This is a genomic window from Roseomonas sp. 18066 (assembly GCF_902706185.1).
GTDB lineage: Bacteria > Pseudomonadota > Alphaproteobacteria > Acetobacterales > Acetobacteraceae > Pseudoroseomonas.
Genome location: NZ_CACSJM010000161.1, coordinates 1 through 12281, shown reverse-complemented (window position 1 = coordinate 12281; position 12281 = coordinate 1). Strand labels below are relative to the sequence as shown.

The following is a 12281-nucleotide window of genomic DNA, read 5'->3' as shown; positions in this document are numbered from 1 at the left end:
CGCCGCCCCATGCTCGACCGCCCCTCGCCCACGCCCGACGCCCCGAGCCACGATCCGCAGGCCCTGGCCCGCGCCCTGTCCGGCCTGCATTTCATCGGCGGCCGCTTCGCCCCGGCGAAGCACGGCAGGACCTTCGCCGTGGTCAATCCGGCGACCGGCGAGACGGTGGCCGAGGCGGCCGATGGCGATGCCGCCGATGTCGAGGCCGCGGTGACGGACGCCGCCCGCGCCCAGAAGGAATGGGCCCGCGTCCCGGCCCGCAAGCGCGGCGCGCTGGTGCACCAGGCGGCGCAGCTGATCCGCACCCATGTCGAGGAGCTGGCGCGGCTGGTGGCGCTGGAGACCGGCAAGGCGCTGCGCACCGAAAGCCGGGTCGAGGCCAACAACGTCGCCGATATCTTCGAGTTCTTCGGCGGCCTGGGCGGCGAGATCAAGGGCGAGCACGTGCCCTTCGGCCCCGAGGTGCTGAACTTCACGCTGCGCGAGCCGCTGGGGGTGGTGGGCGCCATCATCCCCTGGAACATCCCGATGATGCTGCTGGCGCTGAAGGTCGCGCCCGCCCTCGTCGCCGGCAACGCGGTGGTGGTGAAGTCGGCGGAAGAGGCGCCGCTGGCGGTGCTGCGCATCGCGGAGCTGATGAACCGCGTGCTGCCGGCCGGCGTGTTCAACATCCTGTCCGGCCAGGGCCCGGAATGCGGCGCGCCGCTGGTCGCCCATCCGCTGGTGAAGAAGGTGACCTTCACCGGCAGCGTCGAGACCGGCAAGATCATCTACCGCGCCGCGGCGGAGAAGCTGATCCCGGTGACGCTGGAGCTCGGCGGCAAGTCGCCGATGATCGTCTTCGCCGACTGCGACTTCGAGAAGACGGTGGCCGGCGCGCTGACCTCGATGCGCTTCACCCGCCAGGGGCAGAGCTGCACCGCCGCCAGCCGCATCTTCGTGGAACGCCCGATCTTCGACCGCTTCGTCGCCGAGATGGCCAAGCGCGTCGACGCCATGGTCATGGGCGACCCGCTGGACGAGAAGACCGATATCGGCACCATCATCTCGCCCGGCCAGTTCGAGAAGGTGAAGACCTTCATCGATGAGGGGAAGGCCACCGCCGGCGCCACCGGCCGCGCCTGCTCGGCCATGCCGGACGACGCCGCGCTGAAGAAGGGCCTGTTCATCCAGCCCCACATCTTCACCGGGCTGACCAAGGAGAGCCGGCTGGTCCGCGAGGAGATCTTCGGCCCGGTCACCTGCATCTTCCCCTTCGACGATGCGGAGGACGTGCTGGCCGAGGCCAACGACACCGAGTTCGGCCTGGCCGCCAGCCTGTGGACCAACAACCTGAAGATCGCGATGAGCTTCGCCCATCGCATCGAGGCCGGGCTGGTGCAGGTCAACCAGAACCTGGTGGTGCAGCCCAACCTTTCCTATGGCGGCGTCAAGGCCTCGGGCCTGGGCAAGGAAGCCAGCCTGGAATCGATGCTGGAGCACTTCACCCACAAGAAGACCATCATGATCAACATGGCCTGACCGCTTCCAGACAACCCGGCCAGAGCCATAGGGCCCCGGCATCGCGCCGGGGCCCTTTTTGCTGCGCGGCCCACAACCCAGGGCTGCAGCCGCCCTGCCGGCCATGCTGCGAAGTTACAGATACGAAACGAACACGTTGCAGTCCGGCCCCCTGGGACGCCGTCGCGGAATTTACGCCCAATGAAAATCTTACGCCCGCCAGAAAAATCTCCGTAACGTTAAGCACGCTTGGCCTCCGCTCGCGGTAAAGTTGTCTCACGCGCGCCAGTTCCCCCACTTCTCATCGGCGCGCGGGAGCGATGGACACTGGGACCACAAACCGGATGATGCCTGGCTCCGACAAGGCAAGCACGGCGGCCGCGGGCGCGGCTGGCCCGGGCTTCGCCGGACCGCGTTTCGCCACGCCGCGGGACGATGCGGCCCCCGCACGGCCGGCCCGCCGGGTCCGCCGGCCGCCGCGCTTCCGCATGCAGCTGCTGCGGCTGGTGCTGTCGGTCACCCTGCCGCTGGTGCTGCTGGCCGCGGCCCTGGCCTTCTGGACCGCGCATGAGCAGCGCGCCGAGGTGCTGCGCGGCATGGAGCATACCAGCCGCGCCCTGCAGCTGGCCGTCGACCGCGAGCTGCGCGCCGGCATCGCCGCGCTGGACGCGCTGGCGACCTCGCCGATGCTGGATGCGGCGCTGCTGGACGAGGGCAATGGCGAGGCGGCGGGCGGCTTCCGCGCCCAGGCCGAGGCGCTGCTCGACCGGCCCACCAGCGGGCTGCGCCAGCTGGTGCTGCTGCTGCCCGACCCGCAATCGCCGCGCCAGGTGATGAACACCGCCCGCCCCGCCGGCGCCGCCCTGTCGACGGTCGAGCGGCTGGAATATGCCCGCCAGGCCGAAAGCCCGTCGCATGACTTCGCGCAGATCTGGGCGCGCATCCTGCAGCAGCGCCGGCCGCGCGTCTCCGACCTGTATCGCAGCGCCGAGAACCCGGCCTGGCGCATCGCCCTCAGCCTGCCGGTGCTGCGGCAGCAGCAGGTGGTGGCGGTGCTGGTCGCCGTGCTGCAGCCGCAGCGCATCGCCGAGGTGCTGGCCGAGCAGCAGCCGCCGCCCGGCTGGGCCGCGACCGTGATCGACCGCGGCGGCGCCGTGGTCGCCCATTCCGGCGACACGCCGCGCTTCCTCGGCCGCCCGGCCAGCCAGCCGGTGCTGGACTTCCAGGCGACGCGCGGCGCCACCGCCGCGATGCTGACCGCCGAGACGCGCGGCGGCAATCATGTCTATGGCGCCATCCGCCGCCTGGGCACCGTGCCCTGGAGCGTCGCCTATGCCGCCCCCCGCGCCGAGGTCGACATGCCGCAATGGCGGGCGCTGGCCCTGGCGGCGATCGGCGGGCTGGCGGCGCTCGGCCTGCCGGCGCTGCTGGCGCTGCGCTTCGGCCGCCGCCTGGGCCAGGAGGTCGAGGGGCTGGGCCGCGACGCCGCCGCCGTCGCCCTGGCCGAGGCGCCGCCGCCGTCGCGCGCCGCGCCGCTGATCCGCGAGGTGGCGCATGCCCGGCTCGGCCTGCAGCGGGTCGGCGAGGCGCTGCATCTGCGCGCCGTCGCCAAGCGCGAGAGCGAGGCGCGCCAGGCGCTGCTGATGCGGGAAGTCGACCACCGCGCCAAGAACGCCCTGGCCGTCGCCCTGTCGCTGGTGCGGCTCGCCCCGCGCGACGTGCCGCCGGCCAATTTCGCCGCCAGCGCCGAGGGCCGCATCGCCGCCATGGCGCGCGCCCATTCGCTGCTGGCGCGCGAATCCTGGGACGGCGCCTCGCTGCGGGCGGTGGCCGAGAGCGAGCTCGCCGCCCATGCCGGGCGCGTGGTGCTGGAAGGGCCGGCGATCCGGCTGGCGGCCACCGCGGTGCAGCCGCTGGCCATGCTGCTGCATGAGCTGGCAACCAATGCGGTCAAGCACGGCGCGCTGAGCACCGCCGACGGCCATGTCGTGCTGGAATGGGAACGGCCGGAGGGCGATGCCAGCCTGCGCCTGGTCTGGAGCGAGCGCGGCGGGCCGCCGCTGCTGGTGCCGCCGGTACAGCAGCATTTCGGCGGCCGGCTGATCCGCCAGCTGGCCGAGCGGCAGCTGGGCGGCGGGCTGCATGTCGAATGGCGCACCGCCGGGCTGCGGCTGACGCTGCGGCTGCCGGCGCGCCACACTTTGCCGCTGATGGGCCACCAGCCGGAGGGCGCGGCCGAGGGGGTCGCCCCGCCCGAGCCGCAGGGCAGCGCCATGACCTCGCTCTCGGTCGGCCCCGCCCCGCGCGTGCTGCTGGTGGAGGACGAGGCGCTGCTGGCCATGGAGGCGGCGCATCTGCTGCGCGAGCTCGGCTGCATCGTGGTGGGCCCGGCGCGCAGCCCGGCCGAGGCGATGCCGCTGGTCTCGGCCCAGCTCAGCGCCGCGGTGCTGGACGTGAAGCTGGGCGGCACCGAGATCTTCCCGATCGCCGAGCGGCTGGCCGCCTTCGGCGTGCCCTATGTCTTCATCACCGGCTACGAGACGCATGACGGGCTGGCCGGCCAGGCGGCGGCGGTGCTGCGCAAGCCCTATCGCCGCAGCGAGCTGGCGGCTGCCGTCGCCGTGGTGCTGGAGCGCACCGACAGCGAGGCCGCCGAGCCGGGTTGATCCTACCAGGTGAACCGCGCCGGACATGCCGCCCGCGCACAACGAGAAACGGCCCTGCATCAGGCGATGCAGGGCCGTTTTCGTGGGGTATTTTGGTCGGAGCGGCGGGATTCGAACCCACGACCCCCAGTCCCCCAGACTGGTGCGCTACCAGACTGCGCTACGCTCCGGTGAGCGGGGCAATAGCATCGGGGCGGCTGCCCCTCAACCCCCCTGCTTGGCGGGATCGCGACTTAATCCCCGGCCTTTTGACGCCGCGTCCTATCCAAGCCGGGGCTGCAGGGTCGCCAGCGCGCGCAGCTCCGCGGCCAGCTCCTCCAGCTCGGCGATGGCGCGCTTCAGCGCCCCCTGGCCGGCCTCGGGCAGCGCCGCCTCGGGCTCCTCGGAGTCGGGCGCGGCCTCGGCCGCCTCCGGCAGCTCGGCGCCATTGTCGCGCAGCAGCCGCTGCACGCCCTTGATGGTATAGCCCTGGGTATAGAGCAGGTCGCCGATGCGGCGCAGCAGCGCGATATCCTCGGGGCGGTAGTAGCGGCGGCCACCGCCCCGCTTCAGCGGCTTCAGCTGGGGGAACTTGGTTTCCCAGAAGCGCAGGACGTGCTGCGGGATCTGCAGGTCCTCCGCCACCTCGCTGATGGTGCGGAAGGCGGTCGGCGCCTTGCGTGGGCGGCCGGAGGCCTCCGCATCGTCAACCATCGAAGGCACCCCGTCATTCATCGCTCACACCCTGGCCTGCCGGCCGTGCCGGCGCGCGATCGGTGTCCGATCGTCGCCGGCATGGCGCGGGTCAATCCTCGTCGTCGGCGACCGTCTCGCCGTTCAGCCGGGCTTTCAGCACCTGGCTGGGGCGGAAGGAGAGAACGCGGCGCGGCATGATCGGCACCTCGATGCCGGTCTTCGGATTGCGCCCGACGCGCATGCCCTTCTGCCGCACGGAAAAGGTCCCGAAAGCCGAGATCTTCACCGGCCGCCCGGCCTCGAGGGCGGCGGAGACGCGCTCCAGCACGTCTTCCAGCAATGCGGCACTTTCGTTGCGCGACAGACCGACCTGGGCATAGATGGCCTCGGCCAGTTGCGCGCGCGTGATGGTATTCATGTCCGAGCGCGGCCCATGGCAGTGAGACTCCCTGCAACCCCTTCTGATTTCAACAAAACCGGGATGCCCGGCCGGCGTCAACCGCAACGGGGGGTGTGGCGGAAAAGCTTCAATTCGGTGCGTCTTTTATGCCACAGCTTGTGCTCGGCCTGGGCCAGGCCGAAGGGCCGCGCCACGGCGCGTGGCAGGCCCGCCAGGGGCCGGCGGCAAGCCCCGTAGGAGACCTGCCGCGGCAGGCGTCAGGCGCGGATGGTGGCGGCCAGCAGCAGGGCGATGGGGTCCCACAGAATCGCCGTCTGCTCCACCGCCTCGCCGCCGACCCGGGTCTGCGACACGGCGACCCGCCGGCCGCCCAGGTGCTGGTAGAACCAGCGGGCCGGATTCTCGCTCAGCACCCAGAGCATCGCCGAATGGCAGCCGATCGCCGCCAGATGCGCCGCCGCGGCGCGCAGCAGCCGGCGGCCGAGGCCCTGGTCGCGCCAGTCGTCCAGGACATAGAGGGTGGCGATCTCGCCTTCCGCCAGCTCGTGGCGGCGCGCCTTGCCGCCGGAGGCGAAGCCCACCACCTGGCCCGGCCCCTCCGGCTGGTCGCGGGCGACGGCGACGAACAGCGCCTCGCCATCGCGGCGCTCGACCAGGCTGCGGCGGTAGAAGGCCGCCAGCCGCGCCTCGGACAGGCCGGCGAGGTAGAGGTCGGGCAGCAGCCCGGCATAGGCGCTGCGCCAGGCGGCGACATGCACGGCGGCGATCGCCGGGGCATCGGCCGGGAGCGCCCGTCGGATGTTGAGCATCGACGCCTGGCTCCCCCCTCTTTCCCCGGCGGCCTCCCGCCGGCGGATCCGGGGGGCGGCTACTGCTTCCGACGCAGCACGGCGGCGAAGAAGCCGTCCGTGCCATGGCTGTGCGGCGCCAGCTCCATCCAGGGGCCGGGACCCGGCGGCGGCGGCAGTTCCTGCGGCATGCCGGAAGCCGCCTCCGCCCAGGCCTCGGCCAGGGGGACGGCTTCGTAATCGGCATGGCGCGCCAGGAAAGCCTCCACCTGGGACCCGTCCTCGTCGGGCAGCACCGAACAGGTAGCGTAGACCAGCCTTCCGCCCGGGCGCACCAGCTCTGCGACGTGATCGAGGATTTCTCGCTGCTTGGTGACCAATTCCGCCAGGTCGCGCGCCGTGGTGCGGCTGCGGGCATCCGGATTGCGCCGCCAGGTGCCGGTGCCGCTGCAGGGGGCGTCGACCAGCACCCGGTCGAACTGCCCGGCGCGGCGCTTCACCCAGCGGTCGCCGGCCACCAGCAGGTGGCGCTCGGCATTGTCGACGCCGGCGCGGCGCAGGCGCTTGACCGCGCCCTCCAGCCGGACCGAGGAAACATCGCAGGCCACGATCCGCCCGCGATTGCCCATCATCGCCGCCACCGCCAGGGTCTTGCCCGCCGCGCCAGCGCAGTAATCGGCGAAGCGCATGCCCGGCTTGGCCCCGGTCAGCAGGGCGATCAGCTGGCTGCCCTCGTCCTGGATCTCGATCAGCCCGTCGGTGAAAGCCTTGGTCGCCAGGATCGGCCGGCGATCAGGGATGCGCAGGCCCCACGGAGAAAAAGCCATGCGCTCGGTCGGGATGCCCTCGGCGGCCAGCGCCGCGGCGGCCTGCTCGACGGTGCCGCGCAGCAGGTTGGCGCGCAGGTCCAGCGGCGCCGCCTGGTCCATGGCGGCGGCGGCGGCCGGCAATTCCTCGCCGAAGCGGGCGCGGAAGCCCTCCAGCGCCCAGTCGGGCAGGTTGAAGCGCGGCGCCTCCGGCTGGCTGTCTTCCGACAGCGGCTTGCCGGCCAACGCCTGGATCAACGCCATCTCGCCCGGATCGGGCGGGCCGGCGTTGAAGCGGCCGCCGGGGAAGCCCTGCAGCACGCCATCCATCGTCCAGCGTTCGACCAGCAGCAGATGCGCCATGATCAGCAGCCGCGGCGTCGGCGGCAGGTGGTGCTGCGCCAGGTGCCAGTCCAGCCGCAGCTTCTGCCGCAGCACGCTCCAGGCGCGCTCGGCCACGGCGCGGCGGTCGCCGCTGCCGATATAGCGGCGCTCGCGGAAGAAGCCGTTGGCGGTGGCATCGGCCGGGCGGCGCGGGGTGGCCGCCACCTCGGCCAGCAGCGCCACCGTGGCGGCGATCCGGGCGGAAGGGGTCATGGGCGGGGCATCCTGCAGGGCGAAGGCAAAAAAGGCGCGGCCCCGGCCGGAAGACCGGGGCCGCGCGGAAGGAAAGCCGGGCGAGGCCGCCCGGCGAAGGGCCTCAGCCCTCCTGGCGGTAGTTCGGCGCCTCGCGGGTGATCGCCACGTCATGGACATGGGACTCGCGCAGGCCGGCGCCGGTGATGCGGCGGAAGGTGCAGTTCTGCTGCATGTCGGCGATGGTGGCGTTGCCGGTATAGCCCATCGCCGAGCGCAGCCCGCCCACCAGCTGGTGGATGACATTGCCGACCGGGCCCTTGTAGCCGACGCGGCCCTCGATGCCCTCGGGCACGAATTTCAGGCTGTCCTGCACCTCGGCCTGGAAGTAGCGGTCGGCCGAGCCGCGCGCCATGGCGCCGAGCGAGCCCATGCCGCGATAGGACTTATAGGAACGGCCCTGATAGAGGAAAACCTCGCCCGGGGCCTCGTCGGTGCCGGCGAACATGCTGCCCATCATGACGCAGTCGGCGCCGGCCGCGATCGCCTTGGCCAGGTCGCCCGAGGAGCGGACGCCGCCATCGGCGATGGCGGGCACGCCCTTCTCATGCGCGGCGGCGGCGCTTTCCATGACCGCGGTCAGCTGCGGCACGCCGACGCCGGCGACGATCCGCGTGGTGCAGATCGAGCCCGGGCCGATGCCGATCTTCACCGCATCCGCGCCAGCCTCGACCAGGGCGATGGCGGCCTCCGGGGTCGCCACATTGCCGGCGATGACCTGGACGCTGTTGGACAGGCGCTTGATCCGCTCCACCGACTTCAGCACGCCGGCCGAATGGCCATGCGCGGTGTCTACGACGATGACATCGACCTCGGCGGCGATCAGCAGCTCGGCGCGGTGGAAGCCGTCCTCGCCGGTGCCGGTGGCGGCGGCGGCGCGCAGCCGGCCCATCGCATCCTTGGCGGCGTTCGGATTGGCCTGGGCCTTGTCCATGTCCTTGACGGTGATCAGGCCGATGCAGCGATAGGCGTCGTCGACCACCAGCAGCTTCTCGATGCGGTGCTTGTGCAGCAGCGAGCGCGCCTTCTCGGCCGAGACGTCGCCGGTGACGGTGACCAGGCCCTCGCGCGTCATCAGCTCATAGACGCGGATATTGGGGTCGGTGGCGAAGCGCACGTCGCGATAGGTCAGGATGCCGACCAGGCGCTTGCTGTCGCGCTCGACCACGGGGATGCCGCTGATGCGGTGCGCGGCCATCAGGGCCTGGGCCTCGGCCAGGGTCTGGTCGGGATGGATGGTGACGGGGTTCACCACCATGCCGCTCTCGAACTTCTTCACCTGGCGGACGGCGGCCGCCTGCTGCTCGGCGGTCAGGTTCTTGTGGATCACGCCGATGCCACCGGCCTGGGCCATGGCAATGGCCATCGGACCCTCGGTCACCGTGTCCATGGCGGCGGAAATCACCGGCATGTTCAGGGTGATCTCCCGCGTCAGCCGGGTGCGGGTGTCGGTCTGGTTGGGCAGGACCGTCGAATAGGCCGGGACCAGCAGGACATCGTCGAAGGCATAGGCCTCGGCGATGAGGGTACGACGCGGCGCGGCGCCGCGCTGGGCGGGGCCGTCGGTCGGGATGGTGTCGGGTGCCATGGCAGGAGCCTTTCGCAGAACTTCTGAGGCGCGTTCCGCAGCCTTGGCGCGTCCCCCTATCGCAGAATCGCCCCACCCCGCAAGCGTCCTGCGCGGGATGCTGGGTTGCGTGGGGACAAGAGATTTGGAGGGAGAATTTTCAGACAAGGAAAAGATTGGGGGAATGAATTCCCCCAAACCCCCATCTTCTTTCTGGTCACCGGCCGTTTCGGGGGCAGCGCCTTCTGCGGCAGCCACACCAGGGCATCGCGGCGGGGCGCCATTCAATACAATGGCGCCAACTCAAAGGTCGCGCCCTGGCTGGGCCGTTTCACGTCCCGTCGCCACATGGACACGGCAGTCCGAAAGAAAAGGGGAATTCATTCCCCTGGCCTTCAAGGCTTCTCGCCCCGATACCCCTGCGCCACCACATACATCTCCGCGCTGTCCTTGCGGCTGGCCGGCGGCTTGGCGTGCTTCACCGAGGCGAAGTCGCGCTTCAGCCAGTTCAGCATGTCGCGCTCGGTGCCGCCCTGGAACACCTTGGCGACGAAGGCCCCGCCCGGCACCAGCACCTTGGCGCCGAAATGCAGCGCCAGCTCGATCAGATTCAGGATGCGCAGGTGGTCGGTCGCGTTGTGGCCCGTGGTGTTGGGCGCCATGTCCGACAGCACCAGGTCGGCCGGGCCGTCCAGCGCGGCCAGCACCTCCTGCTCCACCGCCGCATCCTCGAAATCGCCCTGCAGCAGGGTGGCGCCGGGGATCACATCCATCGGCAGCAGGTCCAGCCCCACCACCTTGCCGCGGTCGCCGACGCGCTGCACCGCCACCTGGGTCCAGCCGCCGGGCGCGGCGCCCAGGTCGACCACCCGCTGGCCGGGGCGGAACAGCTTGTACTTCTCGTCCAGCTCGATGATCTTGAAGGCGGCGCGCGACCGCCAGCCGGCGGCCTTGGCGGCGCGGACGTAGGGGTCGTTCAGCTGGCGTTCCAGCCATTTCTGGCTGGCGGTGGTGCGGCCCTTGGCGGTGCGCAGCCGCGTGGTCAGGCCACGCGCCCCGTCGGTCGGCGATTTCACTTCTGGTCTTCCCGTAAACTAAGGCGTCAGGGCGCCGGCTGGCTGGCGGCGCGCCAGGGCGGGCTGCTCCGCTTCGGCGGGCTGCGATCCTGGCGCATCATGCGCAATAGCATCCCTTCGCGCAGCCCGCGATCCGCGACCGTCACGCAGGAGGACGGCCAGACCCGCCGGATCGCCGCATAGATGGCGCAGCCCGGCAGCACGAAGTCGGCGCGCTCGGGGCCGACGCAGGGATGCTGGCGCAGCCCTTCCCGCCCCAGGGTGAACAGGTCGCGCAGCGCCTGGTCGGCATCCTCGCAGGGCAGCACGCGGCCATCGATCAGCGGGCGGGAATAGCGGGGCAGCGACAGCGCGACGCCGGCCAGCGTGGTCACCGTGCCGCTGGTGCCCATCAGCCGCACGCCGCCATCGCGGATCTCGCGGCCGATGCTGTGGACGCGGTCGAAGCAGGCCAGCTGCTCGGCCACCTCGTCGACGACGCGGTCGAAGCCTTCCAGGGTGTAGCAGCCCTGGCCCATGCGCTCGGCCAGGGTGACGACGCCGAAGGGCAGAGAGATATAGCCGATCAGCTCGGCGCGGCCCTGGCTGTTGTCGCCGGCGCCGCGGATCCAGGCGATCTCGGTGCTGCCGCCGCCAATATCAAAGAGCAGGCCGCGGCGGTCCTGCGGGCGCAGCAGGGGGGCGCAGGATTCCATCGCCAGCTCCGCCTCCTCCCGCGCCGAGATGATGCGGATCGGCAGGCCGGTGGCTTCCTGGACGCGGGCGACGAAGGCGGCGCCATTGGCGGCGCGGCGGCAGGCCTCGGTGGTGACGGCGACCAGGCGCTTCAACGGGCGGCGCAGCAGCTTCTGCGCGCAGGCCTGCAGCGCGACCATGGCGCGGTCCATGGCGGTGTCGGACAGCCGGCCCTCGGTGATCAGCCCCTCGCCCAGGCGGACGACGCGGCTGTAGCTGTCGAGCACGCGGAAGGAGCCGGCCTGGGTGGGGGTGCCGACCAGCAGCCGGCAATTGTTGGTGCCGAGGTCGATGGCGGCGAAGGCACCATGCGAGGCCCCCGAAAGGAGGCTGGACGAGGCGACGGCAGGGTTCGACACAATATCTGGCATGGTTTCGGGCCTTTCCCGCGCGGCCTGGGCAGGGGCGGCTTTCGGGGGGCTTCTGTATGATTGGGCCGCGGGGGGCCCGGGGCAAGCAATTTTATCCCGCGATGCGAAACCTTCGATCCGCCCCCTTGCAAGCCCCCGGACCCGGTGCTATTCCCCCGCCCACGCCGTTGGGGAATAGTTTAACGGTAGAACTCCCGACTCTGACTCGGGCAGTCTTGGTTCGAATCCAGGTTCCCCAGCCACCCCCTCCCAGTAAAACCGAAGAAGCTGCACCAACCGGACGGGCCCTGCCCTCGCCGGTTTTCTGCTGTTGGCTTGGGCTTTGCTTTTACCGCCGGATCGGCGGCGGGCCGGGACTTCGCCGATACCGGGTGGCGCAAATGTGGCAGCGCTCCGTGACCAGCCACAGCCTTGCCATTTTTCCGGCGCGCCCGGCTCCCTGTCGTCACCGCAATGATTGATCAAGCATTTCGCCCGGCATCCCGACCCCGCCCCAGACATGGCCAAGGCCACGCCGGGAAGGCCGCCCGCTGGCGAAGACACAGCCAAGTCCCCTTCCCCGCCTCGATCAAGTCGAATCGCCGGCAGCTTGGACACGCGGCACGGTTTCTCTTGCCGGAAGCGTGCCTGGATTGGGGTTTTTCTGCATGGCCAAGCCTGCGCTTGGCGCCCGGAACTGCCTGTTTTCCTTGGGCGCAACCGCGAGGCCGGCCGCAATCAAGGCGGAAATAAGGCGAAAATGTGCCGCCCTGGCGATTTTGTGTCTGGATTATGGCGTCGGCCTGCCGCAAATATGGCGCAGAAGCAGGAGGTCGCCATGTTCTTCCGTAAGCAGATTGCCAAGGATTTGGTTTCCGAGCGCCGCGTCGCTGCCCTTGCCGCCGACCGCGCCCGTGACGACGCCGCCCATGCCGACCGCGTCGAAAGCCAGGCCGCCTGGAACAGCTATGGCGAGCGCAGCACGCTGAGCATGGGCTCCTACGGCCGCTGGTAAGCGGCCGCCTTCGCTTTCCACCCCACCACGCCCACCTCTTTCGGCGGAGACCGGGGCCCCCCAGCCC

At 71.0% G+C, this 12281-nt stretch carries 10 protein-coding genes and 2 tRNA genes; 4 read left to right on the top strand and 8 right to left on the bottom strand.

Translation table 11 applies throughout. From position 1 onward, the window contains the following. The first annotated feature begins 9 nt into the window (after nucleotides 1-9). On the top strand, nucleotides 10-1521 hold the full coding sequence (locus GVN67_RS24345; RefSeq protein WP_159999911.1) for an aldehyde dehydrogenase family protein: 1512 nt from the start codon (nucleotides 10-12) through the stop codon (nucleotides 1519-1521). Nucleotides 1522-1844: 323 nt separating this feature from the next. After that, nucleotides 1845-4166, top strand: a complete 2322-nt coding sequence (locus tag GVN67_RS24340) for an HWE histidine kinase domain-containing protein (protein WP_159999909.1) — start codon at nucleotides 1845-1847, stop codon at nucleotides 4164-4166. 93 nt (nucleotides 4167-4259) lie between these two features. Here the strand turns inward: GVN67_RS24340 and GVN67_RS24335 are convergent. The 8 genes from GVN67_RS24335 to GVN67_RS24300 all read right to left on the bottom strand — a co-directional run bounded on the left by GVN67_RS24335 (nucleotide 4260) and on the right by GVN67_RS24300 (nucleotide 11220). Further along, nucleotides 4260-4336, bottom strand: a tRNA-Pro gene (locus GVN67_RS24335). A 91-nt stretch (nucleotides 4337-4427) separates the two neighbouring features. After that, complete coding sequence (locus tag GVN67_RS24330; protein WP_235035458.1) at nucleotides 4428-4859, bottom strand: MerR family transcriptional regulator; 432 nt, start codon at nucleotides 4857-4859, stop codon at nucleotides 4428-4430. Between the two features lie 91 nt (nucleotides 4860-4950). Further along, nucleotides 4951-5259 carry an integration host factor subunit alpha gene (locus GVN67_RS24325; protein ID WP_159999907.1) on the bottom strand — a complete coding sequence of 103 codons (309 nt, stop codon included), beginning with the start codon at nucleotides 5257-5259 and terminating at the stop codon, nucleotides 4951-4953. Nucleotides 5260-5498: 239 nt separating this feature from the next. Next, nucleotides 5499-6050, bottom strand: a complete 552-nt coding sequence (locus GVN67_RS24320; protein ID WP_159999906.1) for a GNAT family N-acetyltransferase — start codon at nucleotides 6048-6050, stop codon at nucleotides 5499-5501. A gap of 59 nt (nucleotides 6051-6109) precedes the next feature. Then, a complete protein-coding gene (locus tag GVN67_RS24315; protein ID WP_159999905.1) occupies nucleotides 6110-7432 on the bottom strand; it encodes an RsmB/NOP family class I SAM-dependent RNA methyltransferase in 1323 nt (440 codons plus the stop codon). Nucleotides 7433-7535: 103 nt separating this feature from the next. After that, nucleotides 7536-9059, bottom strand: coding sequence for an IMP dehydrogenase (guaB, locus tag GVN67_RS24310; RefSeq protein WP_235035457.1), 1524 nt, complete (start codon nucleotides 9057-9059; stop codon nucleotides 7536-7538). A gap of 374 nt (nucleotides 9060-9433) precedes the next feature. Further along, on the bottom strand, nucleotides 9434-10114 hold the full coding sequence (locus GVN67_RS24305; protein ID WP_159999904.1) for an RlmE family RNA methyltransferase: 681 nt from the start codon (nucleotides 10112-10114) through the stop codon (nucleotides 9434-9436). Nucleotides 10115-10140: 26 nt separating this feature from the next. Continuing rightward, nucleotides 10141-11220: a Ppx/GppA phosphatase family protein gene (locus GVN67_RS24300; RefSeq protein ID WP_159999903.1), complete on the bottom strand. Its 1080-nt coding sequence runs from the start codon at nucleotides 11218-11220 to the stop codon at nucleotides 10141-10143. A gap of 168 nt (nucleotides 11221-11388) precedes the next feature. Between GVN67_RS24300 and GVN67_RS24295 the strand changes: the two genes are divergently transcribed. Continuing rightward, a tRNA-Gln gene (locus GVN67_RS24295) sits at nucleotides 11389-11462 on the top strand. A gap of 575 nt (nucleotides 11463-12037) precedes the next feature. Next, the gene (locus tag GVN67_RS24290) at nucleotides 12038-12214 is read left to right on the top strand and encodes a hypothetical protein (protein ID WP_159999902.1); all 177 of its coding nucleotides are present in this window, start codon (nucleotides 12038-12040) and stop codon (nucleotides 12212-12214) included. Nucleotides 12215-12281 lie beyond the last annotated feature (67 nt).